We start from the raw sequence: 25,449 nt of genomic DNA, 5'->3' as shown, positions 1-25,449 counted from the left end.
CTATGCAGAAAATTCTCAAGTCATACCTTAGGCGATTGAGCAATCTTTCCGGCAACAATCGGTCCCTGCTACTTCTCCGATTGTTGCGGGACCAGTTTATCGATATCCATGATTTTGACTATGCAGAGAATGAGGCCAGCTTCGGCATCATCAAGCACCTGATTGAGCAGCGCAAAAGAATACCGCTCTGCAGTGAGATTGACAGCAGGAGCAAATCATCCAATGAACTGAGCAAGAGGCTGAGGAAAATCAAACGCATTGAGAAGTTTATTTTCGATGAGCGTGGCGCCAAGGATCTCTATATAGGATGGCCATTTATCAAAGGGAAATTTTCGGATGATACACTGGTGAGATGTCCGTTAATCTTCTTCCCCGTTTCGATAGAAAAGGATGGAAACGAATGGCACCTCTCCAGAAGGGACGATGTGAATATAACACTGAACAAAACCTTCCTGCTGGCTTATTCTTACTACAATGGGATCCCCCTGGATGAAGAGCTGATCGAAACAGTAATTGACGACTATGATCGGGATGCCACTGTCTTCCGAACACAGCTCTATGAGTTGCTAAAAAACAGCGGTGTGGAGATCAACTTCAATCAGGAAAACTTTGCTGACGAACTTAAAGCCTATCCCGATCTAAAAAAATCACAGCTGGAATCCAGTGAGAAAACAGGAGCACTGAAGATGCACCCTCACGCAGTGCTGGGCATTTTTCCACAAGCCGGGTCCTACCTGGTGCCGGACTATGTGAAGCTGATTGAAGATCAGCATGATACAGACCTGGAGGAATTTTTCGTAAAGAAAATTCAAAAGGAAAACGAGAACCAGCTAGCCTTGTTTGATCGGGTGAATGAGGAAAATACATTTACCCCTTTTCCCCTGGATGCCTATCAGGAGCATGCGCTCAAGGAAATAAAAAAGGGAAATTCGCTCGTGGTGCAAGGCCCCCCGGGTACCGGCAAGTCCCAGCTCATCAGCAACCTGATTTGCGACTTTATCGCACGGGGAAAAAATGTGCTGCTCGTTTGCCAGAAAAAAGCGGCCCTGGATGTGGTATACCAGCGGCTAAAGGAAAAAGAGATCCATGATTTTGTAGCGCTGGTCCATGATTTCAAGAATGACCGAAAACCGATCTATGAGCAGATTGATGAGCAGATTGAATCGGTAGAGGTCTATGAAAAGAAAAACAACAGTCTGGATGCTATCCAGCTTGAGCGTGGATTTCTTCAGGCCAGCCGAAGGATTGATCAAATTGTGGAAGAACTCCAGGAGTTTCGCGAGGCACTTTTTGATGAGTCTGAATGTGGCAAATCCGTGAAGGAACTTTACCTCACCAGCAGCCCCGATCGGCCCAGCTTCGGGATGAACCTGCAGTATCGATCCTTTCACTTTTCCAATCTGGACGAAACTGAAAGAAGGTTCAAATCTTACCTCACCTATTTTGATAAGTTTGAAAAGCGGACCCATTTTTGGGCCAAGGGCCCCTCATTCGCTTCCTTCCAGACCCAGGATCTTGTTCATCTCAAAAATGTTCTTCGGGAAGTTCCTGATTTTAATGAGATGCTCCTGGCCGCTTCAAAGAATTTCAGCTCTCAACCTGTTGATTTTGAAATAGCCGAATACCTCTCCAACAAATTCCCGGAATTGATGGAGCTTCTTGAGGGGCTAAAAGAAAGTGTGGTGTACAAAGTCTATCAGCAACTGCATGCAGACAAGCCAGACAAGGATCTAAACTGGCTTTCGCAAACGGAACGCACCATGATGGCCTGCTTCAGGGGGGTGGGCTTGGAAAGCTCCCTCAAATCAGAAAACCTTGGGCGTTTTCAGGAGGTGCTGAGATCAGCGATGAAAGCCAGAAAAAATCCGTTCAGCTGGCTGAAGTGGAGCCTCTTTTCGAAAGAAAAAACCTTTCTGAAAAGGGTGATGGTGGCAAATGACCTGAAAAACAATAAGAGAGGGTTTAATGTGCTGGTGGAGCGGATCGACAACCGGTTAAACTTTGAGCATATATTATCCCAAATTGCTGAAAATGACTGGCTGCACAATTTTCCAAAGAGCTTCCGAAAAATAGACTTGCAGGATTGGTTTTATTGGCAAAAGATGGGGCTGAATATGTTCACAGTGGCACAAACTGTGCGCTCACTCAATGAATACCTCCCCGTGGGCAAGCTCGATCATGCCAGTTATTCGAAGAGGCTTGACCAACTCATTAGCCTTGTTCATAAAGTGCCTCAGCAGCTAGCGCTCTGGGGCCGATATGTAAATATTCACCAGATCAGGGCAATCATCCTGAAAAAGGAGGATCCGCATCGGCTTGAAAAGCTTCTCAAAAAGGATTTTGATGCCATTTGTGAATACCACAAGCTAAAAGCCGATCTCACATCCGAGGAAATGAAAGTGCTGGCTGAAATCACCGATCAAAACAATGGAACCATAGAGGAGGGTCTGGAGCTTTTCCGAAACAGCCTGGCCCTGGCCTGGATTGACCACATCGAATCCAAATATCCGGATTTGAGGTATGTTTCGTCAGGAAAACTGGATGATCTTGCGGCAGAACTAAGAGATCAGATTGAAGCTAAAAGAGAGGCCAGCAAAGAAATTTTACTCCTAAAGTCAAGGGAGAAAACCTATGAAAACATCGAATACAATCGATTGAAAAACCGGGTAACCTACCGCGATCTTCAGCATCAGGTCACCAAGAAGCGAAGGATCTGGCCCATCCGAAAAGTGATCTCTGAGTTTTCTGACGAGCTTTTCACGTTGCTTCCCTGCTGGATGTGTTCGCCGGAAAGTGCCTCTGCTATTTTTCCCATGCGCGAAACGTTTGACCTGGTGATTTTTGATGAAGCTTCTCAGTGCTTTGCCGAGCGAGGCATCCCGGCCATGTATCGGGGCAAGCAGATTGTGGTCACTGGTGACAGCATGCAGCTCCAGCCAAGCGATCTGTACCGGGTGCGGTGGGACGATGAAGATGATGATACCCCTGAACTGTCCATCGATTCGCTACTCGACCTGACCAAACACTACCTGCCAGAGGTGAGCCTGGCGGGGCACTACCGCAGCAAGTCACTCGAACTGATCGATTTTTCCAACGAACATTTTTACAAGGGAAAACTGCGCCTGCTTCCAGATTATGCGTATGTGAACAAGCGGGAGCCTGCCATCGAATTTGTACAAACTAAAGGAATCTGGGATGATGGCGTCAATGAAATTGAGGCAGCTGAGGTGGTGACGCAGGCGTTGAAGTTTCTCGAAACTGAACCCGAAAAGGAAATTGGCATTGTGACTTTCAACTACCGGCAGCAAGGCCTGATCATGGACATGCTGGAAGAGCGGGCCGCAGAGCAAAGTCTCCTGATCCCTGACTCTCTGTTCGTAAAAAACATTGAAAACGTTCAGGGCGATGAGCGTGACATTATCATTTTCAGCATTACCTATGCCCCGGATAAAAAAGGCAAGATCAAGCTGCAATTTGGGAGCCTGAATGCAGAAGGTGGGGAAAACAGACTCAATGTGGCGGTGACCCGGGCAAGGGAGAAAGTGATGATTGTGAGCAGCATTCTCCCTCAACTACTCAAGACAGACGATACCAAAAATGAAGGCCCCAAGCTATTGAAGAAATATCTGGAGTATGCCTGGGACGTGAGCATTGGAAAATGGACACCTCATATTCCAGAGTATGATGAGCACCATGTGGACTGGTTTCTGAGAAACAAAATCCAGGATCCATCTTTCCATGAGTTTTCAGAATTCAAACTAGCCAAGGAGCTCCCCTTTGCGGACCTCTCAGTGAAGAAAGGAAAAATATATACCGGGTTGATTTTGACAGATGATGAGCGCTATCATCAGGCACTATCTCCCAAGCAGATTTATGCATTCCAACACTTCCATTTGCTCATGAAAAACTGGCCCCATGTGAGGTTTCACAGCCGCGAGCTGTGGCTAGACTCAGATGCCGCCAAGGAAAAAATGAAGAAGTTTTTGTTTGCTAATTAACCTTGGCGAATTCAACTCTCGCCCCCACTGCCAGGATAAAAGGGAGCGTATCTCTCCGCATGTATTGCTCAAATGAGAGAGAGTAGTTACCTGCGCCTTCAAAGGTGTAGCCCTCTTCCAAAACAAAAGAATGGTCAAACAAATCTCCCAGGCCGCTCCCCTGCGGCTCGCCAGTTTTAGCATCAAATAGCTGAACCTCCTTGAGTTGCTCTACCAAAACATTTCCAGCAGAATCCTTTAAGGTGTATTGAAAGTACAGGTTATAAAATGGATATGAAGATGCGTTTCTAAAAGTCGCCAGCAGGTTATAGGATTTTGTGGTATCCTGAATCTCAAATGGGAAGGTCTGAATGGAATCCAGATGCCAGAAAGCTTCCTCAAGATCGTTGTAATCCTCGTAAACCCGACTGGAGTCGCAGGATGCCAAGCCAATAAAAACCGCAAGTAATGTGACGTATCTCATAGTTAAGATTTTTCTTGTGACTTTTGCTGAGGTGTCTTCCCCCGAAATCTGTTTTTCTTCTTTTTCTTCTTCTTTTTACCCTTGTCGCTAAACTTCCTATCCATCGCTTCCAGGTCGCTATTGATGGATGAGGTATCCAGATCATCGATTGCCAACTGATCCTCCTGCAATGACGATGGTTTCTTGCCTTTTTTGTTCAGCTCCAAAATCTCCTTCACACGCTGCACATCTACAGCGTGCCAGTTGTTGTCATCGTCATAGCCAAACCACATGATCTTTCGGAAGATATCGGTCTTTTGAAGTTTGGCGGCACCACGTTGTGTTTGCAGTGGAGACTCCACTTCGGGAATGTCCTTAAGGGCTTCTATGTATGTATCCAGCTCATAGTTGAGGCAGCATTTCAACCTTCCGCACTGGCCGGAGAGTTTGCTGGGATTAAGAGATAAATTTTGATATCGGGCTGCCGAGGTGGATACATTTTTAAAATCCGTGAGCCAGGTAGAGCAGCATAGTTCCCTTCCGCATACTCCAAGGCCACCGATCCTTCCGGCTTCCTGTCGCACGCTTATCTGGCGCATCTCTACTCGAATTCGAAATTCGCCTGCCAGCACTTTAATCAGCTCCCTGAAATCGACCCTTCCTTCGGCAGAATAGAAGAAAGTGGCCTTTGCTCCGTCCGCCTGAAATTCCACGTCGGTCAGCTTCATTTCCAGCTTTGTTTGCTGGATAATCTCCTTGGTTCGGTACATCACCGCTTCTTCCCGATTCCTGGCCTCCTCCCAGCGTTCCAAATCACGGGTTGTAGATTTCCGATAGATTTCCCTCACTTCTTCATTATCCTTGACTCCCTTTTTGGTCATTTGCAGGCGCACCAGCTCGCCCTGAAGGGAGATGTATCCAATGTGGTGACCGTTTGGCACATCCACTACTACCGGATCTCCGGTCACAATATCAAGTCGGTTGGCATTGCGAAAGAATTCCTTACGCCCGTTTTTGAATCGAACCTCTACCACATCGAAACGGTGCATGGCTGGCACGTCCATGTTTGAAAGCCAATCAAACACATTGAGTTTGTTGCAACCTCCTGAGCTGCAATGGCCGTTGTTTTGACATCCGGCCGACCCTCCCGTACCACAGCTTGCGCATCCCATATTTCTGTAATCTAATGGATATCTTCAGGAAATAGAAGTGGTGAATTTATTGACCCAGCGCTTTAAGATCAAATCCAATATCTTCCCGAAATTTCTTTCCTTCCCAGTTTATTTCCCTGCCTCCGGCATACGCTTTGCTCAGGGCTTCTCCCAGATTTTTCCCCAGCCCGGTCAGAGCGATCACCCGGCCGCCATTGGTCACCAGCTTGCCATCCTGGAGTTTGGTGCCTGCATGAAAGGGCAACACGGTCTTGAGATCACCCACTGAAATTTCGTGTCCCTTTTCATAAAATTCAGGATACCCACGGCTCACGTACATGACTGTTGAGGCTGTGAATCGTTCATACTCTATCTCCGTGTCAACGAGGTTATTGTCAGCGGCAGCCAGTAGCAACTCGAGAAAATCCGTTTTGATACGAGGTAGCACCACCTCAGTTTCCGGGTCACCCATTCGCACATTGTATTCGATCACATATGGGTCTCCTCCTACATTGATCAACCCAAAGAAGATAAACCCACAGTAATCAATTTTCTCCTTTTTCAGTCCTTGAACTGTCGGCCGAATGATTCGCTCATTTACTTTTTCCTTAAACGCCCTATCTGCAAACACCACTGGTGACACGGCACCCATTCCTCCGGTATTCAGGCCGGTATCTCTTTCCCCGATCCGCTTATAGTCCTTGGCCTCCGGCAAAATCCGATAATCCTTCCCGTCAGTAATCACGAAAAATGACACTTCAATCCCCTTAAGGAATTGCTCCAGCAAAACTTTTTCACTTGCCTGCCCAAATTTTCTGTCTTCGATCAGGTTTCTCAGGGACTTTCGGGCCTCCTCCAGCTCCTCTGTGATAATTACACCCTTTCCCCCTGCCAGGCCATCGGCTTTCAGCACATACGGAGGATCCAGGCGCTCCATGTATTTGAGGGTTTCCTCCAGGTTTTCCTTGGTCACGGTTCGGGCATCCGCAGTGGGGATGTTGTGCCGTTTCATAAATTCCTTTGCGTACTCTTTGCTCCCTTCCAGCATGGCCCCCTTTGCAGTCGGCCCTATGATCTTTAGTTTCTTAAAGTCCTTATCTGCCCGAAAGTGATCCACGATCCCCTCCACCAGTGGATCTTCGGGACCAACCACCAGCATGTCAATTTCATGGGCTTTGATGGCCTCCCCCACCTTGTCAAAATTCTTTATATCCAGATCCAGGTTGGTAGCCACTTTGTGCGTTCCACCATTTCCGGGAGCAATAAAAATCTTTCCGCTTTTTGGGCTCTGCTTGATTTTCCAGGCAAGTGCGTGTTCCCGTCCTCCGGAACCAAGAATTAGTATGTTCATGTGGGTGTGACTTTGCTAAACAGGGGGCTAAGTTCTGCGTATTCGAGCTTTTTTCAAAGCGAATACCTCACTTCCGGCTAGTGTGCATATTCAGACATGAATTTCACACGCATGAGGCGAACTTCATCTTCCGAGTAATATTCACCCAACTCTTCCATCGCCACGGAAAGTTCATCTGTTTCTGCATTCAGGAAATAGTCATAGATATCGTCCTGTCGCTCATCGTCTAGCAACTGATCGATGTAATAATCAATATTGAGCTTGGTGCCGGAGTAGCAAATGTTTTCCACTTCAGTGATCACGTCTTCATACTTCATCCCCCGTGCCTCAGCGATCTCTTCAAAATCCATCTTCTGGTCGATGTGCTGGATGATGTAAATCTTGTTTTTGGATTTGGTGCCAGAGGTTTTCACCAATACGTCAGAGGCAGTCACAATGTCATTTTCTTCCACATATTCCTCGATTAGCTGGAGGAATGGCTCACCGAATTTCCTTGCTTTGCTTTCACCAACCCCAACAATCTGTTTCAGGTCATCCATAGTGGTAGGATATACTGTGCACATTTCCTCCATGGATGGATCGCTGAAAATCACGTATGGAGGGATATCTTCCTGGTGTGCAATATCCTTGCGAAGTGCCTTGAGCATTCCAAAAAGAACCTTGTCATAGGCACTCACATTGATAGGTACCCTATCCATATCCTCTTCCTCATCACCATTGGAGGTATACTCGTGATCTTTTGAAAGCATACGGGAATACGGCGATTTTAAAAACTCCTCTCCCTTCTTCGATACTTTGAATACCGCTGGGTTTTCAATGTCCTTTTTTAGGAATTCATGTAGGAGCGTCTGCCGGATCACCGACCTCCAGAAGTTCTCATCATCGTTGATCGATTTGCCCTTCCCGTAAACATCCAGCTTATCATGATCGTAGCTCTTCACATGCTGGGTAGCCTTGCCAACAATCAATGCAGCCAAATGATTGATTTCAAATCGCTCATTGGTTTGTTTCACTGCCTGGATAACCAGTTGAATAATGTCCTTACCTTCAAATTGTTCTTTTGGGTGGACACAATTGTCGCATTGCCCACAATTATCTTCCGTATATTCTTCACCAAAATAATGGAGTAGCTGCTTTCTTCGGCAGATGGCAGAATCAGCGTAGGATGCCATTTCTTCTAAGAGAAACCGGGCATTTTCACGTTCGGTTACTGCCTTGTCTTTGTTGAATTTTTCGAGCTTAAGAATGTCATTGTAGGAATAAAACATGAGGCAATTGCTGCTAATGCCATCTCTTCCGGCCCTGCCTGTTTCCTGATAGTATCCCTCGATTGATTTGGGTGCATCATAGTGAACCACGAAGCGAACGTCGGGTTTGTCTATCCCCATGCCGAAAGCGATGGTGGCCACAATCACGTCTACATCTTCATTTAGGAATCCGTCCTGATTTTTCATGCGCTCCTTGGATTCCATACCGGCATGGTACGGCGCAGCGTTGATGTCATTTACCCGGAGAAACTCCGCTATCTCCTCCACTTTTTTTCTGCTGAGGCAATAGACGATTCCACTATCTCCCTTATGATCCTTTATGAATTTTATGAGTTGCTTTTTAGCGTTCTTCTTAGGTCTTACCTCATAATACAGGTTAGTTCTGTTGAAGGAAGATTTGAAAAGCTTTGCCCCGTCCATAGACAGGTTTTTCTGTATATCTAACTGAACCTTTGGGGTGGCTGTAGCTGTCAGGGCAATCATCGAGATATCGCCCAGTTTGGCTATGATGTCTTTGATTCTGCGGTATTCGGGGCGAAAATCATGGCCCCATTCCGAAATACAATGTGCCTCATCGATGGCTACAAATGAGATTTTTGCCTGCTTCAGGAATTCCACGTTTTCCTCCTTGGTCAAAGATTCCGGAGCTACATAAAGTAGTTTGACAATCCCTGAGATGGTATCTTTTTTGACCCGGTTGCTTTCCGACTTGGTGAGGGTAGAGTTGAGAAACCTTGCGTGAATGCCTACTGCATTCATCTGATCAACCTGATTTTTCATCAGGGCAATCAAAGGTGAAATAACAATGGCAGTCCCCTCCTGCACGATAGCCGGTAGCTGATAGCAAAGCGATTTGCCAGCACCCGTGGGCATGATCACGAACGTATTTTTCCCATCGAGAATATTGTTAATAATATCCTCTTGCTTACCTCTAAACTGGTCATATCCAAATACGCGTTTGAGGCTTTCCTTAAGACTCACTTCGGAAGTTGTCTCCATCTCTCCTGATTGATGTAAAGTAAAAAGTTAATCAAATCCTTTATGGCAAACAAATTGTTTGATTCGGGTGTGAGCGTTGCAACGCTTAGGGATGAGTTATATTTGCCACGACTAATTCTTACGGCGAATTTCTCACCAAAATCTTATGAGTACAAATATTTATGTAGTGATTATGGCCGGCGGAAGCGGCACTCGCTTTTGGCCTTATAGTAGGGATGCCAAGCCCAAGCAATTTTTGGATGTATTGGGCACAGGAAGGTCACTTCTTCAAATGACTTTTGATCGCTTCAAGGAGATCACTTCAGAAGATAAGATTTGGGTTGTTTCCAACGAGAAATATGAAAAACTGATTGAGGATCAGCTGCCGGAGCTTGCGCCACATCAGATCCTTTTGGAGACAGAAAAAAGAAACACTGCACCATGCATTGCCTATGCGGCTTACAAGATCATGAAAAAGGACCCTAATGCGGTGCTTGTGGTTAGTCCTTCCGATCATGCCATTTTCAAAGAAAAGGAATTTCTGCAGGTTATATCCACATCAGTAGATGCTGCTTCCAAAGATGAAAAGCTCATCACCATCGGCATTCGTCCGAATCGGCCTGAGACAGGATACGGATATATTCAATATATAAGTGATCCTGGCGTGCCTGTGAAGAAGGTGAAAACATTTACGGAAAAGCCGGAAGCAGATCTGGCAGAAAAATTTATCGAGAGCGGAGAGTTTCTCTGGAACTCTGGCATTTTTGTCTGGTCCATCGATTCGATTATCAAAGCATTTGAAACCCATGATGAGGAGATTGCCAGTCTTTTTGCTGACGGGCTAAATGAATATTATACGGAAAATGAACGTGCCTTTATCAAGAAAGCTTACAGCCAGTGCAAGAATATCTCCATTGACTATGCGATCATGGAGAAAGCCAAAAATGTGTATGTGGTGCCCGGAGAGTTTGGCTGGTCTGACCTGGGGTCTTGGAATGCTCTGCATGAGATCAAAGCCAAGGACGAAAACGAAAATGTGATTGAGGGCTCTGTGATGACGTATGATTCCAAAGACAACTACATCAAATCAAAAAAGGGAAAAATCACTGTGGTGCAGGGATGTGAAGGGATGCTCATTGCAGATTTTGACGATGTATTGCTTGTCTGCAAGAAGGAAGATTCGTCCCTTTTTCGAGACTTCACCACCGATGTAAAAGCTGAAAAAGGAGATAAGTACGTTTAGTCCTTTCGCTGGCGCTGCACTTCGTACAGTGCCATGCCGGCAGCCACACCTACATTTAGTGACTCAATGGAGCCTGTCATAGGCACTTTTGCAATCTCATTGGAAAGGTCTATCAATTCCGGAGAGATGCCTACATCCTCAGAGCCAATGATGATGGCAGTGGGTAAGGTGAAGTTGATTTCATCCAGGGTATTATCCGTTTTCTCCGAGCAGGCAATCACGTTGATCCCTGACTCCTGCAGGTACCTCACAGCATCCAGCAAACTTCGCTCTCTGCATACGGGCAGATAGTTAAAAGCCCCCGCAGAGGTCTTTACTGCATCTTCATTGATTTGCGCCCCACCTCTTGAAGGGATCACAAGCCCGTGAACCCCAAGGCACTCACTTGTGCGGGCGATAGCACCAAAATTTCGTATATCTGTTATTTCATCCAGCACCAGAATCAACGGGTTTTTGCCCTCCTCATAGAGCTTGGGAATGAGGTGCTCCAGCGTATGATATTGCACCGGGGAAATAAGCGCCACTACCCCCTGGTGGTTTTTGCTTGTAAACTTATTGATGCGCTCTACTGGCACTTTGGAGATTGGCGTGGACGTATTGTGCAGGGCGAGCATCAGTTCCTTATAAAGATCGCCCTTCAGGTTTTTTTGAATGAAAACACGCTCGAGGTGCTGCCCGGATTTCACAGCCTCTATGACTGTGCGAATGCCGTAAATAATGTCGGATTTTTTATTCATTGATCCCGCTACGAATCGCAGCAATTTGGGTATACCACTGCTCTTCAAAATCAATTTTACGTCGCAGTGAATATGTTTTGGGTGCAAAAAAAGTCGAGATTATTGTGAACTCAAAGGCCGAGCCGTCATCATAGTACCATTCTTCTGAGCTTCCTGTCCGGTACACTTCATCCGGTTTGCCAAAAACAATGTACATCATGCCTCGATCCGTCTTCCAGCCGGGCTTAAAATCCGTGAAAAGGATGTTTGCATTTTCGACCCAGTTGTAATATTTACGAATGGCATTTCGTGCCCTGGACTTGGTAGAAAATGTATTCATCCAAAACGAATCGAACGACTGCTTGGGGTTTTTTGACGCTAGCATGGCTTTTCTCTCCGGTTCGCTGGTCAGGTAGAGCATGGATTCGATCAACTCTCCTAGCTGACGATACTCAGGAAAATAAGGGGGAATGCGAAGCATGGTCACACCTGAGGTGGCCAGCGAATCCTTTCGTACCACATAGAAATTATTTTCTTCAAACACCACTCCCTCACCAAAAGCGAATGCAGTATCCATATTCACCTGAGGTGCCAGAGGTTTCATGTCGGCCATAGGCGGATCTGCGGGAGGAAATGCCTCCACATATTTCATGGCCAAAAAGGAATCATTCCCTTTCCATGAAAAGCCTGATCGGTTGATGTATTTCTCGAGGATTGGTAACCCATTTTCATCTACGGGGTAGATAGCAGGGTATGATAGTACCCCAATTTGTAAGCTGATGTCATAGTAGTAGAAATTCTCCGGCTTAGAAAATTTGACGATCAGCAGTTTTTCCTTCATCTCCGGTATCTCAATCTTCAGTACAGTCTGATTTTTCACATCCAGCAAACTATCAATTGTGATCCTTTGCAGGGTACGGTGTGCTTCCGTCTCAAATCCATCCTGAACCAGAAATTCATACTCCCAACTTCGTAGCGAATCGGCAGATACCCTAAGAAATATAATTGTCCCTTTCTCAGTGTCGACCACCCGATGAGCCATTTTCACAGGGAAGTTCACATCATACTGCCAGGCCACATTTACACGGGAAAAATTGATCGCACAGGTCGAAAAACTGATTAAAACTGAAAATACACTCAATATCAGGACTTGCTTCCTCATAGGTTCCAAATTAGCTATATAATTGATTTTCTTTGTGCTCTTTAAACAAAAATCATACGACACTTCCATTACTCATGAGCGTATACACCACGGAAATTGCCTCGGATAAAATCCCATCGGATAATGTGATCCACCAGCGCCTGCTTTCTGCTTATTATCAGGCTAAGCCATACATAAAAGGGAATCTTCTGGAACTCGGGTGCGGTGAAGGGCGAGGGGTGGAGCTTCTTGCACCCTTGGCAGATTCTTATATTGGTATTGATAAAATTGAATTGGTGATCGATCGCTTGAAGGAAAAATATCCCAATTACGAGTTTATGAGTGGGGTCTTTCCTCCATTCCCTTTTGAGGATGATTCATTTGATACCATAGTTACCTTTCAGGTAATAGAGCATGTGAAAGATGATGAGGGTTTTATCAAAGAAATCCATCGAGTGCTAAAGCCGGGCGGTACGGCACTCATCACCACCCCCAATATCAAGATGACCCTCTCGCGAAACCCGTGGCACGAGCGGGAATACACCGGAGATGAGCTTACCAAGCTTTGCAAGCGTTACTTTGAAAATGTAGCAATGAAGGGCATAGGGGGCAATGAAAAAGTGCTGGAGTATCATGAGCGAAACCGTGCCTCCGTCAATCGTATAATGCGCTTCGACTTCTTAGATCTGCAGCATAAACTGCCTGCAGGTCTATTGAGAATTCCTTATGACATTCTGAACCGGATGAACCGAAATAAGCTGAAAGAGACCGGGGATGAGCTGGTGAAATCAATCACTCATGAAGACTTTAGCCTGAATGTTCAGGATGAACAAAACCTTGATTTGTTCTGTTTATTAAATAAATAGCAGTTGAATCAAAATAATATTCTGAAAATGAACGATAAATTAATAAAAGAGTTAAACCAATTGCTCTCAGACTTCCACGTTTACTATCAAAACACGAGAGGAGCCCACTGGAACATCAAAGGGCCAAGGTTTTTTGAATTGCATGTGAAATTTGAGGAGCTATACACCGAAGCACTGACCAACATTGATGAGATTGCTGAGCGGATTTTGACGATAGGCGGACGTCCTGATCATGCTCTGGAAACTTACCTGGAGAAATCCAACATTAAATCAGTAAGAGATGAGTCTAACGATGAGAAGCTGGTGAAAATGATTGTGAACAACCTGACCACTCTGTTAGCCCAGGAAAATAAAGTAAAGGAGCTGGCCGTTGAAGCCGGTGACAATGAGACGGAGGACATGATGATTGGGCTGGTGAATGCACAAGAGAAAACCCAATGGATGTTCAATTCGTGGTTAGGTAAGTGAAAGAACATTATACACCTTATTTGAAGTGCCTGCTTTCGATTCTTTTGATGGCAGGTATTTTTATTTCGGCCCCAGCACAGAAGAAGAAAAAGCGCCGGGCTCAGACCATTGAGTTGGTGATTTCTACCGGACGCTCCTACATGGGTACACCATATAAGTGGGGCGGCATGTCCCGATCGGGGATTGACTGCTCCGGGCTCATCTATCAGTCCTACAAGACTATTGGCATAAACCTGCCACGCACAGCCAGAGAACAATCCAAAACCGGAAAGAAGCGTGGGTGGGAAGGCATCCGGGAGGGGGATCTGGTTTATTTCAAATTCAAAAAGAAAGGAGACAAGTGGTATCACAGCGGTATGATCACCCATGTGGGCGAGGACAAGATACTGTTTGTGCATGCCTCCTCCTCGAAGGGGGTGGTGGAATCTAACCTGCTGGCTGACTATTATAAGAATAGTGTGCGGAATTTCAGGCGGGTTATTAATTAGCTTTTATGTATTTTCGCTCCGTATTTGGGGCTATAGCTCAGTTGGCTAGAGCGCTACACTGGCAGTGTAGAGGTCATGGGTTCGAATCCCATTAGCTCCACTTTTCCTTTTCCCGCCTTTCCATCATTTTCCCGCTTCCCACTACCTTTGCCTGAAATGGAAATATTCAAGCAGTTTACGTTCGATTCAGCTCATTTTTTGCCAAACGTGCCTGATGGTCACAAGTGCAAAAATATTCACGGGCACACCTATCATTTGAAAGTTGTTTTTGATGGCCCGCTTGATGCGCACCTAGGATGGGTCATGGACTTTGCTGAAATCAAAAAAGTGGTGAAACCGATTGTTGATGCTTTGGACCATAAGCTGATGAATGAGATTGAAGGTTTAGAAAATCCTACGTGTGAGCACATCGCTGTGTGGCTTTGGGATAGGATAAAGCCGGAGATCCCTATGCTATGCCGAATAGAGCTGAACGAGACCCCTACTTCAGGGGCTGTGTATCGCGGCGAGCACTCACCGAAATAGCTGCATAATTTCTTCCGGCACTCGCTTGAGTTTTTGGGTGGATCGTTCAATCAGGCACCAATTGGATTTTACTTCTACCAACAACTCATCGTCCTTGTAAATTTTAACAACTCGATCTGAAAAAGGTCCTCTGTAGCCTTCTACGTACGTCTTAACTAAAATTTCATCTCCCAGGAAAGCTTGCTTTCTATATTCAACATGATGAGTCCGCACCATCCAAAAATAGTTTTTATCGATTTCTTCTGTAATCTCCGAAAGCCAATGCTCTCGTGAGATATCCAAAGCCCATTGCATATACACCAGATTGTTTACATGCTCATTGAAATCGAGGTGGTCTTTGATGACGGTGATTTTCTTTTGATAAATTTTCACTCCTCAAAATTTACCACTCCACGATCACCATCAAATTGGGGGCAAAACCTACAGCATCACGATCCACAAATCCATCTCTGCTTCTATAAACCCTGTCTGTAAGGTTGGTTTGATTAAGCGCATTGACGAGGGATACCCCAAAGGAAGCACTCCATTTTCGTTGGTCTGTTTGGGGAATTTTGTAGGAAGCAGATAAATCCAATGAATGCACACTCGGGTACCGATTCGGTAAATCCTCAAAAGGATTTCGTGGTGGCGGTGCTCCTGGAGGTGGAGGTGGTGCGTCAGGTGGCGGCCCAGCCTTAAAGATGGACTCAGCAAATGCGATATCCAGTGAGTAGGCATTGAGGCCGGAGGCGTATCTCCAGCCAGCAGAGAGTTTCCAGCGATTTTTCTTGAATGCTCCTCCTACGTACCACACGTGCGGCTGCACGTACTTCGATTTATAGGACACCTGGTCAGTGGTATCAATCGTAATCTTTGAATCATGATATGAATAGCCCGTCCAGATGGAGGTGGCCTCCGAGAGCTGCTTTTTCAACAAAATATCCAATCCATAAGTCACCTGATCCATGGTGTAAAAATCACTGCCCGGCCTCAATATCCGATCCTCATAGATTGTGATGTCATTAGCTGTCTTGTGAAATCCTTCAATGTCAAAGATCCAGTTGTTGGTATTGATCACTGCACCAAACATTGATTGCGTACCCCTAATGATATAGCCGGAATCATCATCTGCCAGTGTCCATAGTTCATTGTCAAATCCCCCGCTGGAATATTCCAGGTTCTTCACCTGGCTCAGGAACTGATTGTACCACCCATAGGAGGCTTTCAAAGTAGCCCAGTCTGTCAGGTCATAGTTAATCAGCACCCTGGGAGAAATGCTAAAATCGTCCAATGCACTGTAGTAGGCACTTCTAAACCCTGCCTGCAAATACCATCTCTGCCAGCCATAATATTCATAGTTTGCAAATGGGGCTAGAGTGTTCGAAGAAACGGATTTTTCAAACTCAAACAACTCAGCTGTTGGTGTTTCATTTCGATAGTCAGCTGAAACATTTTGCCATTTATAATCTATGCCAAACTGAAGGTTAGCGTATTTATTCTCCTTAGAAAATTCCTGGATCACATTGAAATCCTCAATGCCATTGTTGGATCTATTGGATGGGATTCCTGATGCAAGTGTGTTGATGGTAAATTCAAAGTCATAGCTAGAGAATGTAGTGGTTAGTCCTGAGCCCCACCCATTTCCCAATTGAGATTTCCAGGACAGACTGACTCCTGAATTTTCGTACCTGTTGTCGTTTGATCGGCCGGGGACATTCGCTGGAGTGACAGGCATAAAAGTGATATCCGAAAACGTGTGGAGCGCCGAGAGTCCAATGCTATTCTTTTCATTCATTTGATAGAATAGCTTTCCATTGTAATCATTAAATAACACCTCTACTCGATCGGTCAAGAAACCTCCCGGACCTATTAGCGAAGTGCCATCAAAAACCGACTCTGAGATTGCTTCCAGCTTCGGTGATTTGAATTTTCTGGAGTACGAATTTCTGGCACTCAGCGTACCGCTCAGCTTATCAGAAATACGGAATTTGCCATACCCCATTCCAAACAGAGAATTGGCACCTAACCCGAAGTTGGAAGTCTCCCCTGCTTGATCAGAATTTATCACTATTGCACCACCAACCCGATCTCCCAGCCTGGGATGAAAGCCGCTCCGATAGACTTCTACATCGTCGACGATTTTGGGGTTGTAAGGCGAAATGGTGCCATAATAGTGCCCCCGATGATACACCGGAATGTTGTCAAACAGGATCAGCGTCTGATCTGTTTCGCTTCCCCTAATGAGTAGATTTCCGGCTCTCCCATCAGGACTGGTGATACCTGGAAGTGCGGCTATCGATGTGAAAATGTCCCCGTCCGTTTCCCCCGGGAGTAGCGGCAGGTCATTCACATCTATCTGGATTTGCTGTCGAGAAGGCATCAGGTTGATTCCCTTGGTGAGGTAGTCTTCCACCACCACGGTGCTTAACCTACGAGTGGGAAGTCCAAGCCCGACTTCCAAAGACTTCCGGTTAAACAGGTGTTTTACTTCGAGCACCGTGGGCTTGTAGCCCTGGCTAAAAACACTTACCTGATCACGATGATCCGGTTTATAGCTAAACTCCCAGACACCATCATTAAAGGTGGTGGGGATGGGGGCGTCATTGACCACCACCTGCACACCAAAAGATTCGGTGATGGTAGCCCCATCCACTGAATCCCTTACGGCAAGATTATAGACGACTTCAGTTACACTGATAGTATAGTATTTATCATCAATTTGATCAATGTCCAATGGGAATCGGGTCTCAACTTCGGTTACAAACTTGGATAAATCATCAGTAGTGAATACAGACTCTTCATCCATGAGTTGCATTAGTTCAGCGTCGTATGAAAATGTAATATCTAAGGCCTTTTCATATTCCTTGACAGCATCAAAAAAAGATTTGGATGCAGATTGAGCAGCTACTGACAGGGACGCCAGCAGGGTAAGGAAGGTAACTAAGGCGCGCATGGATTTATATTTTACTCAGACAGAGTGATCTTCTTTCCCTGTTGAGCGTACTCGATTTTAAAAGGTGAAAAAACAATTTTCAGAGCCACGTCCAGATTGTCATTCGGAATTGCCCCGGTGAAGCGTCTGGAAGTATCGACACTACCTTTGTCGATGGTGATACCATATAGCTTTTCCATTGATTTGATTACCTGTGTAAGTGGCGCCCTTTCAAATTTCGTCTGATTTTGAAGCCATTCAGGTTTGGAAACAGAAATATCCTTCTTGTCTCCCCAGTCCCCTTTAAAGAAAAGGTATCCCTCACCTCCATTAATAGTGACAGATTTGGACCCTGTTTTCGGCTTGGCAAATACTTTGCCTTCAAAGCATATTACGTTCAATCCCTCTTCAAAATCATCAACCTCAAAGGTGGTTCCAAGTACCTCTACAGAACCTGTCTCCGATTCAACCTTGAATGGCACTCCCTTTTCCACCTCAAATAGCGCCTTTCCTCGTAACCGTACATTTCGGCTAGCTTTTTTGGCTTTGAGTCTTTTTTCTTTTAGCGCAATCGCTTGCTTCCACTCATCTTCTTCCCAGGATATCTCCGAGTTTGGAGCAAGCGTGACTTTAGACTTTCCATCCGGCAACAACACTTCCCTCACCTCGCCAATTTGGGAGGAATACGTCACTGTGCTGTCACTCATGGCAACCCAGAAGTATGAGCCAATAAATATCAACACGGCTGCAGCCGCGGCATAGCCCCACCATGGACGCATGGAACGAGCCAGGGCCTTGGGTTTCTCTGTGATTTCTTTGGGGTCAAAGAGGCGCTCGGAATGATCCGGTACCCAATTGTCCACCTCGCCCACGATCTGGATGTACTTTATGGCTTCTTCCTTCCCGATGCGCTCGATAAGCTCCTCGTCGGTCAGTTCACCATTCAGCCATTTTGATAAATTTTCGTCCATGATTTTTTCCCTTTTAATATGTAAAGGGATTATTGCCCTAAACCCTACTCAGAGTTTTAAATTATCCAGTTCGTCTAAGTTATTCTTCAGTGTTTTCACTGCGGCGCTGATGTGCTTCTCCACGGTTTTTATTGAGATATCCATAACTTCTGCTATCTCCCTATTCTTGTATTTATCGATGCGGCTCATGAGAAAAACCACGCGCTGCTTTTCCGGCAGATCTGAAACGGCGGATTCCAGTCTGGATTTAAATTCTTCTCCCTGGTATAAAAATTCAGGATTTTGCTCCATGTGCTCCTCCGACCTATCCATCCGGTATTCAAATTTTAACACCACCTTCTGGTGGTCATAGTGATCCAGGAATAGTCGATTGGCTGTGGTGAATAAAAAACCCTTTACTTTATCGATAGCCACCTTCGCACAATTATTCCATAATCGTATAAAGGCTTCCTGCGTAAAATCCCTCGCCTTTTCGATATCTCCCAGCTTATAAAAAAGGAAATTCCTGACTTTCAGCTCATGGCTGATATATTCCTGATGGAATACCTGCTCCTCACATAATGATTGACTCACCCTAAATCTGGTTTTGGCTTAATCTACCAGCAAATGTAATTCATGGCTCACTTATCTGACGGGAAATGAGGCTTCTGACTTTTGGTAGGGTAATTCATCAACTCTCCGTTTTTTCAATTAACAGGAGATTCTCACTGATTCCCTGGAAGTGATGAACATTAAAAGGGGCTCTGCTGGTTGAGATTTGAACAAGGTGGTACCCTCCCGGGTGCGGCTGAACGGTCCGTCGTGAGGTGGATCGTTCTTTTTATCTACAAATCAAGAAATTTGGTGTTATCTGCTCGGTGGATACTGCGGACTGCTTGTTTCTGAGGACATCCGAAACCAATTTGATCTCACCTCCTCCAATTTTCTTGTTGGTATGGATATAGTCATGTGAATGGAATGGGTCACACTCCACGGCAAAATCTTCCGGATTCTGATGAACGATGAGGATTTTGTCCAGGATGTCCTTTTCATCGCCACTGTTTATGCTCCAAAGATCCGTATGCAAGGTGAATTCCCCTCGTCCATCGGCACCTATTGGCACATTGCCTACATCGCCAATAAATAACTTCTGCCACTGGCTGCCCAGGCTCTCTTCGCCACATGCAGCTACAAATCTGCCAGCATTCCAGTGTCTGCCGGGTGCCTCCAAGGTGCCGTCGTGAATATGAACTGCCCTGGAAGTATTAGGCTCCATCCCCTTCAAGGAAATACTGATTGTGACCACATCTCCTGTTTGCGTGAAGGTGGCCTTCCCAACGGGAGTAGAAAGCACCTCATACTCCGAATCAGTAAGCTGATTGATGGAGAAAATTTTTGCTTCCGCTACGATTTCCGGCTCGGCAACTTGATTTGAATCCTGAGCGCTACAAGCCAATAAAAATACAAGTGGAATGATGAGGAGCTTTTTCATTTATTAAAAGTAATCAATCAGATAACAATTTTATAAACGCAACTCCCTACAAAGAAGTGCGAGGATTCACAAATTTTAAGTTCATCCATTGCCTTATCTTTCATGATCAGAAAAACTACTTGTGAAAAAGGAAACCCAGCTACTCTTTGAAACAACCTTCGGGCAATACCTCACCATTTCTGAGGAGGCATACCAGTTTCTCCATGCGCATTTCGTGGAGCTATCTTATGCCCCACGGGAGATTGTGGTGGAGGGCGGAGGACCGGCTAAGTTTTTTTACCTGGTGCTTGATGGAGTGCAGGCGATTTATCTGATTGATTCGAAGGGTGAGAAAGTAGTGCTCGGCTTTTCCTTTGCTGGAAATGTGTCCGGGGTGTATGATGCCTTCCTTTCCGGCAAATCCTCCAGCCTGTTTTTGGAATCGATCACTGCTTCCAAAATGATCGGAATTACTCGATTAAATTACCTGAAGTTGTTCGAATTGTTCCCGGAATTTCACCAGTGGCGTACCCACTTTATCGAAGGGATTTTGTTTGGCCGGTTATCCCGGGAGGTAGAGATCATGACCCTTTCAGCCAAAGAACGATTTGATGCTTTTGTGTCCAGGTGCCCGGAGGAGCTGCATCAGATTCCTCAAAAATACCTGGCCAGCTACCTAAATATGAAGCCTGAAACTTTCAGCAGGTTGCGGGCCATGCGCGATTAATTGATCCGGATCAATTTTTCATTGATCCATTTGCCAGAGATTTGGCCATAAATTGAACCCCATGGAAGTAAACTTTGAGCAACTCCTCCAGCAATCCAATCAGATTAAAAACTACATCCAATCGGAAGTACTACCGCTTCCAGATGATGTGCTGAATCGAAAAAAAACGGAAAAAAACTGGTCTGCCCTTGAGGTCGTCGATCACCTAAACAAAGTGTATGACATCTATCTCCCGCTTTTTACACAAGCCCTGACTGGTGCCCCAGAGTTGGGCGATTATTCTGCCAGCAAAAAACAGTCAACTCTTTTGGGCCGCCTATCTATTTATTCTATGAGGCCCAAGGGTGCCAAAAGAAAGTTTAAGATGAAGACCTTCGATTTCTTCCGTCCATCAGAGCATACAAAAAAGGAAACCATCGAGACATTTCTCAAAAACAAGGAGACATATAACCAACTGATCAAGCAGGCACGAACCAAAAATCTGACAGGCATCAAGATGCCTACCTCGCTGGGCAAGCGGGTCAAATTCTATGTTCCTGAATGCTTCGAATTCATCCTGGCGCATGAGCAGCGGCACATGGTTCAGATTGCTGAGGCGGTGGAATAGATTTTCCAGGGATCTTTACGCAAAGTCCGCCTCCTCAATTTTTCTTTTTTCCTTTCCTGCCATATAGGAATACAGCGCCGGAATTATATAGAGGGTAAGAACAAGCGAGAGCAGCAAACCCCCAATGATGGCCTGCCCCATAGGAATCCGACTTGTGGAAGAATCTCCAAGCGCCAGGGCGATGGGAAGAGCACCCAGCACGGTGGATAGGCTGGTCATCAGGATCGGACGAAATCGCTGGGAAGCTGCCTCAATAGCCGCCTCTTTCAGTGAAAGACCGGCATCTCTTTTCTGGTTTGCAAACTCTACAATGAGGATACCATTCTTCGTTACAATCCCCACCAACACGATCATCCCAATCTGACTAAACACATTGAGGGTCTGCCCAAAAATCCAAAGGGTAAGGATTGCCCCAGCCAATGCCAGCGGCACGGTGAGCAAGATGGTGAGTGGATCGCGAAAGCTCTCAAACTGTGCTGCCAGCGTGAGATAAACCAGTATCAACGCGAAGACAAAGATGATGGTGGTACTGTTTGAGCTCTCCGCAAAGTCTGATGCGCTCCCTGCCAGTTCGGTGCTGAATGACTCATCAAGCACTTCAGCAGCTATTCTTCTCATCTCATTGATTCCATCGCCCAGCGAATACCCCGGCGCTGGTGCTGCATCCACTGTGGCAGACGTGTACCTGTTATACCTCAACAGGGAAGGAGGGCGACTTACAAAATCTATATCCACCAGGTTGTCAAGCGTGATCATTTTACCCTCCTTATTGCGGACGGTGATGTTGTACAAATCCAGCGGTTCATTCTTTTTTTCTGAAATAGCTTCGGTAAGTATTGCATATTGCTTTCCCTCCCGGATGAAATATCCCAGTCGCTGTTCGCTCAGGTACATCTGCAAAGTCAGCGCGATATCCTGAATGCTCACACCCATGAGCTGAGCCTTGTTTCTGTTGATCTCAACGGTGATTTCAGGTTTGGAAAATTTGAGGTCCACCTGAGACACTGAAAACACCGGGCTACTCTGCACCCGATCCATAAATGAAGGAAGTGCCGCTCTGAGCCGCTCCATGTCTGGTGCCTGAATGACAAACTGGATCGGTAGCCCACCACCTCCGCTGGTTGCTATAGTAGGTTCTTGTATTACTATCGATTTTGCAAAGGTTGCCTTCTTGAGTTCTTCAGTGATTGCATTGGCAATTTCGTCCTGGGATCTTTCACGCTCCGAGGGATCCACCAGGGTTATCCGCAGAAATGAGGAGTTGGCTGAGGTGGATGCCCGAAACGTAGGGGCAGTTACACCAAGCAAAAAAGCTTTTTCCGGCAGAGTGTCCATCCAATGCATAATCTGTAGTTGGTATGCATCCATGGCTTCATAGGATGTGCCCTCCGGTGCGGTGGATGAGATTCTCAGTAGACTTTTGTCTTCGATGGGTGCCAGCTCGGATTGTAGCTGAGAACCCACATAAAAGATGATCCCCAACATGAGCGCCACGATAGGAAACGCCAGCCATCGCCGCATCATGAAGGCATTTAGTGACTGGGAATACTTTACGATCAGGAAGTTGATAATCCTCCCAAAGGCACGCATGAGGGCATTTTCCCGCTTGCTTTTTTTCAGCATCCTGGAGCTCATCATAGGGGTGAGGGAGAGGGTTACAAACGTGGAAATGGCGATGGCTCCCACTACGACCATAGCAAATTCCCTAAATAGCTGCCCGGTGAGTCCCGGCATGAAAAAGATGGGAAGGAACACGCAAATCAGCGTGATGGAAGTGGCCAAAACAGCAAAGAAAACCTCCCTGGAGCCTTCAAAAGCGGCTTTCATCGGGTGCATACCGGCTTCAATTTTTGCATAAATATTTTCCATCACCACGATGGCATCATCCACCACAAGGCCAGTAGCAAGCACCAGACCTAAAAGCGACAGAATGTTGATGGAAAAGCCAGCAGCACTCAATGCACCAAAACTTCCAATGAGTGCTATCGGTATCAAAATGACCGGAATGAGCGTGGTTCGCCAGTTTCTCAGGAAAAAGAAGATCACCATAAGCACCAGGATGAAGGCTAGAATGATGGTGAATTTCACCTCACTAATGGCCTTGCGGATCGAAACGGTGCGATCAAGTGCCACATCCAACTGGATGTCTTCCGGGAGCTCTCGCTTCATGATTTCAATTCGCCGGAAGGCTTCATCTACAATGTCGATGTAGTTGGAGCCAGGCTGAGGCTGCAAAGCAATTCCTACCATCGGGATCACACCATTTCCTCGCAGAATGGTTCGCTCGGTTTCGGCACCCAGCCTCACAGATCCCACATCTTTCACTCGTATCAGTGTGTTTCCTTCCTGCCGGATGATCATGTTCTCAAAATCCTCCACGGTATACAGTAATCCTACAGTTCGCACGGTGAGTTCGGTCTCGGTACCTTCCACTCTGCCCGAAGGCAGCTCCACATTTTGTCGCCTCAGGGCATCTCTCAAATCCACCGGTGTAATGTTAAATTCCCGCATTTTTGTTGGGTCCAGTTCCAGGCGCATGGCGTATTTCTTTTCACCCCAGATCCGAATACTGCTTACGCCGGGGATGGTCTGCAAGCGCTCCTTAAACATGTTGTTTCCAATCTGGCTTAGTTCCAGCAGCCCTCGTTTGTTGCTTTGAACTGTAATGGACAGAATGGTTTGTGCGTCTGCATCTGCCTTATTTATCCTGGGTGGGTCTGCTTCAGGTGGCAGGTTGCCAATGGCTCTGGATACCTTATCCCGCACATCATTGGCCGCATCGTTCAGGTCAATATTTGGGAGAAACTCTACCGTGATGGTGCTTCTGCCATCTGTACTGTTGGATCGCAGGATTTTCACACCGTCTATGCTATTGATCTGCTCCTCCAGGGGCTCAGTGATCTGTGATTCTATGATTTCCGCGTTGGCGCCCGTGTAGTTGGTCTGTACTGTTACGATCGGTGGATCCACACTTGGATATTCCCTTACCCCCAGGCTGATGTAGCCCACTGTTCCGACCAGAATGAAGACGATGGCAAAAACCATTGCCAGCACGGGTCTTTTAATACTTATTTCTGATAAGGTCATCGCTCTACTAGTTTACCGATTGAAAAATCAGATCCATCCCCTCTTTGACTGAGAGAAGTCCGGTGGTAAGTACCGTATCACCTGCTTCTATTCCATCCAATACATGCACCATTTCAGCCGTCCGGTTGCCCAACTGGATGACTCGCCGTTCAGCTACTCCACCATTGCTGATGTAGACTGTCTGCTCTGTAATGGATTGTACCACTGCCTGGGTGGGGATCATAAGTGCATCTTTCAGGTAGTTTGTGGTTACAAGCACTTCGGCAAAGGTTCCCGGCATAATCTTCTTTTCACCTCTTTGCTCTAGCAGTGCCCTGGCGTTGATGGTTCGGGTTTGTGCATCAATGACAGGATTGATGGCGTAAATAGTGGCTTCAAGTGTGTCTGTGCCAATCAATATCCAAACCCTGGTGCCCACTTCAATGCTCTGACCATGATTTTGAGACACAGTAAAATCTACTTTGAGCTTATTGATTTCAGTAAGTGTGCTGATAATATCGCCCTGACTTAGAAATGCTCCCTTGCTGAAGTTTCGCATGCCAAGCTGTCCCGAGAATGGTGCAGTTACTTTTGCCAGATCGATGTTGACTTTGAGTTGTTGAATTCTAGATTTTAGCGTTTCCACCAGGGAGATGGCCTGATCAATCTCTACCTGGCTGCTTCCACCAATTTTTGACAAGGCCTTTTTCCGTTCCAGATCCTTTTCTGCCGCCTCCAGCTCGGCTGCCACACCGATCATCTCGGCCTTCCAGGTTCTATCATCCAGTTGTACGAGCACTTTACCCTCCGAAACGGACTGTCCTTCTTTGAAGAATATGTCCATCACCTGACCGGACATGGGTGCTTTCAGCTCCACCTGCTCATTGGCCATGATATCGGCAGTAGTCTTCAATTCATTTTGGAATGGCTGTTCGGTTACGCGATATCCTTTTACCTGGAGTGTATTACTTGTCGAATCTTCGGTGGTTTTGACCGTGCATGCTACCACAAACATGAGTATGATAAAAGCCACCAAAGTGTTTTGAACTTCTCTCTTCATAAAAATGATTGAATAATGTCCT

Annotated in this window: 21 protein-coding genes and 1 tRNA gene; 9 read left to right on the top strand and 13 right to left on the bottom strand. The window is 46.0% G+C overall.

Features of this window, described 5'->3' with window-relative positions; all coding sequences use genetic code 11:
• Positions 1-2: 2 nt before the first annotated feature.
• Positions 3-3,998, top strand: a complete 3,996-nt coding sequence (locus RLN88_RS02165) for an AAA domain-containing protein (protein ID WP_350219729.1) — start codon at positions 3-5, stop codon at positions 3,996-3,998.
• Here RLN88_RS02165 and RLN88_RS02160 read toward each other — a convergent pair.
• The 4 genes from RLN88_RS02160 to recQ all read right to left on the bottom strand — a co-directional run bounded on the left by RLN88_RS02160 (position 3,991) and on the right by recQ (position 9,209).
• Positions 3,991-4,461 (bottom strand): gliding motility lipoprotein GldH, encoded by a 471-nt coding sequence (locus tag RLN88_RS02160; protein WP_350219728.1) that lies wholly within the window; start codon positions 4,459-4,461, stop codon positions 3,991-3,993. The genes RLN88_RS02165 and RLN88_RS02160 overlap by 8 nt on opposite strands.
• Positions 4,462-4,463: 2 nt before the next feature.
• The gene (locus RLN88_RS02155) at positions 4,464-5,612 is read right to left on the bottom strand and encodes a PSP1 domain-containing protein (RefSeq protein ID WP_350219727.1); all 1,149 of its coding nucleotides are present in this window, start codon (positions 5,610-5,612) and stop codon (positions 4,464-4,466) included.
• Between the two features lie 46 nt (positions 5,613-5,658).
• A complete protein-coding gene (gene purD, locus RLN88_RS02150) occupies positions 5,659-6,942 on the bottom strand; it encodes a phosphoribosylamine--glycine ligase (RefSeq protein ID WP_350219726.1) in 1,284 nt (427 codons plus the stop codon).
• Positions 6,943-7,019: 77 nt separating this feature from the next.
• On the bottom strand, positions 7,020-9,209 hold the full coding sequence (recQ, locus tag RLN88_RS02145; RefSeq protein WP_350219725.1) for a DNA helicase RecQ: 2,190 nt from the start codon (positions 9,207-9,209) through the stop codon (positions 7,020-7,022).
• 145 nt (positions 9,210-9,354) lie between these two features.
• Here recQ and RLN88_RS02140 point away from each other — a divergent pair, with 145 nt between their 5' ends.
• The gene (locus tag RLN88_RS02140) at positions 9,355-10,431 is read left to right on the top strand and encodes a mannose-1-phosphate guanylyltransferase (protein ID WP_350219724.1); all 1,077 of its coding nucleotides are present in this window, start codon (positions 9,355-9,357) and stop codon (positions 10,429-10,431) included.
• On the opposite strand, the gene rlmB is transcribed toward RLN88_RS02140, so the two are convergent.
• A complete protein-coding gene (gene rlmB, locus RLN88_RS02135; protein WP_350219723.1) occupies positions 10,428-11,168 on the bottom strand; it encodes a 23S rRNA (guanosine(2251)-2'-O)-methyltransferase RlmB in 741 nt (246 codons plus the stop codon). The genes RLN88_RS02140 and rlmB overlap by 4 nt on opposite strands.
• Positions 11,161-12,309, bottom strand: coding sequence for a GWxTD domain-containing protein (locus RLN88_RS02130; protein ID WP_350219722.1), 1,149 nt, complete (start codon positions 12,307-12,309; stop codon positions 11,161-11,163). The genes rlmB and RLN88_RS02130 overlap by 8 nt, the downstream gene beginning before the upstream one ends.
• A 74-nt stretch (positions 12,310-12,383) precedes the next feature.
• Here RLN88_RS02130 and RLN88_RS02125 point away from each other — a divergent pair, with 74 nt between their 5' ends.
• The 5 genes from RLN88_RS02125 to queD all read left to right on the top strand — a co-directional run bounded on the left by RLN88_RS02125 (position 12,384) and on the right by queD (position 14,635).
• The gene (locus RLN88_RS02125; protein WP_350219721.1) at positions 12,384-13,154 is read left to right on the top strand and encodes a class I SAM-dependent methyltransferase; all 771 of its coding nucleotides are present in this window, start codon (positions 12,384-12,386) and stop codon (positions 13,152-13,154) included.
• A 27-nt stretch (positions 13,155-13,181) separates the two neighbouring features.
• Positions 13,182-13,622, top strand: a complete 441-nt coding sequence (locus RLN88_RS02120) for a Dps family protein (RefSeq protein ID WP_350219720.1) — start codon at positions 13,182-13,184, stop codon at positions 13,620-13,622.
• Complete coding sequence (locus tag RLN88_RS02115) at positions 13,619-14,110, top strand: C40 family peptidase (RefSeq protein WP_350219719.1); 492 nt, start codon at positions 13,619-13,621, stop codon at positions 14,108-14,110. The genes RLN88_RS02120 and RLN88_RS02115 overlap by 4 nt, the downstream gene beginning before the upstream one ends.
• A 26-nt stretch (positions 14,111-14,136) precedes the next feature.
• A tRNA-Ala gene (locus RLN88_RS02110) sits at positions 14,137-14,210 on the top strand.
• Positions 14,211-14,266: 56 nt separating this feature from the next.
• Complete coding sequence (queD, locus tag RLN88_RS02105) at positions 14,267-14,635, top strand: 6-carboxytetrahydropterin synthase QueD (protein ID WP_350219718.1); 369 nt, start codon at positions 14,267-14,269, stop codon at positions 14,633-14,635.
• Here the strand turns inward: queD and RLN88_RS02100 are convergent.
• The 5 genes from RLN88_RS02100 to RLN88_RS02080 all read right to left on the bottom strand — a co-directional run bounded on the left by RLN88_RS02100 (position 14,624) and on the right by RLN88_RS02080 (position 19,988).
• Positions 14,624-15,007: an acyl-CoA thioesterase gene (locus RLN88_RS02100; protein WP_350219717.1), complete on the bottom strand. Its 384-nt coding sequence runs from the start codon at positions 15,005-15,007 to the stop codon at positions 14,624-14,626. The genes queD and RLN88_RS02100 overlap by 12 nt on opposite strands.
• Before the next feature lie 10 nt (positions 15,008-15,017).
• Positions 15,018-17,567 carry a TonB-dependent receptor plug domain-containing protein gene (locus tag RLN88_RS02095; protein WP_350219716.1) on the bottom strand — a complete coding sequence of 850 codons (2,550 nt, stop codon included), beginning with the start codon at positions 17,565-17,567 and terminating at the stop codon, positions 15,018-15,020.
• Positions 17,568-17,578: 11 nt separating this feature from the next.
• The gene (locus RLN88_RS02090) at positions 17,579-18,517 is read right to left on the bottom strand and encodes a FecR family protein (protein ID WP_350219715.1); all 939 of its coding nucleotides are present in this window, start codon (positions 18,515-18,517) and stop codon (positions 17,579-17,581) included.
• Positions 18,518-18,565: 48 nt separating this feature from the next.
• Positions 18,566-19,090, bottom strand: coding sequence for an RNA polymerase sigma factor (locus tag RLN88_RS02085; RefSeq protein WP_350219714.1), 525 nt, complete (start codon positions 19,088-19,090; stop codon positions 18,566-18,568).
• A 247-nt stretch (positions 19,091-19,337) separates the two neighbouring features.
• A complete protein-coding gene (locus tag RLN88_RS02080; RefSeq protein ID WP_350219713.1) occupies positions 19,338-19,988 on the bottom strand; it encodes a superoxide dismutase family protein in 651 nt (216 codons plus the stop codon).
• Between the two features lie 121 nt (positions 19,989-20,109).
• Here RLN88_RS02080 and RLN88_RS02075 point away from each other — a divergent pair, with 121 nt between their 5' ends.
• Positions 20,110-20,694 carry a Crp/Fnr family transcriptional regulator gene (locus tag RLN88_RS02075; protein WP_350219712.1) on the top strand — a complete coding sequence of 195 codons (585 nt, stop codon included), beginning with the start codon at positions 20,110-20,112 and terminating at the stop codon, positions 20,692-20,694.
• A 61-nt stretch (positions 20,695-20,755) separates the two neighbouring features.
• Positions 20,756-21,301, top strand: a complete 546-nt coding sequence (locus tag RLN88_RS02070; RefSeq protein WP_350219711.1) for a DinB family protein — start codon at positions 20,756-20,758, stop codon at positions 21,299-21,301.
• Between the two features lie 15 nt (positions 21,302-21,316).
• Here RLN88_RS02070 and RLN88_RS02065 read toward each other — a convergent pair whose 3' ends face one another.
• Both RLN88_RS02065 and RLN88_RS02060 read right to left on the bottom strand, forming a co-directional pair.
• The gene (locus tag RLN88_RS02065) at positions 21,317-24,388 is read right to left on the bottom strand and encodes an efflux RND transporter permease subunit (RefSeq protein ID WP_350219710.1); all 3,072 of its coding nucleotides are present in this window, start codon (positions 24,386-24,388) and stop codon (positions 21,317-21,319) included.
• A 7-nt stretch (positions 24,389-24,395) separates the two neighbouring features.
• Positions 24,396-25,427, bottom strand: a complete 1,032-nt coding sequence (locus RLN88_RS02060) for an efflux RND transporter periplasmic adaptor subunit (protein WP_350219709.1) — start codon at positions 25,425-25,427, stop codon at positions 24,396-24,398.
• Positions 25,428-25,449 lie beyond the last annotated feature (22 nt).

This window comes from Ekhidna sp. (assembly GCF_040223195.1).
Taxonomy (GTDB): domain Bacteria; phylum Bacteroidota; class Bacteroidia; order Cytophagales; family Cyclobacteriaceae; genus Ekhidna.
This window is presented reverse-complemented; position numbering and strand designations above follow the sequence as displayed.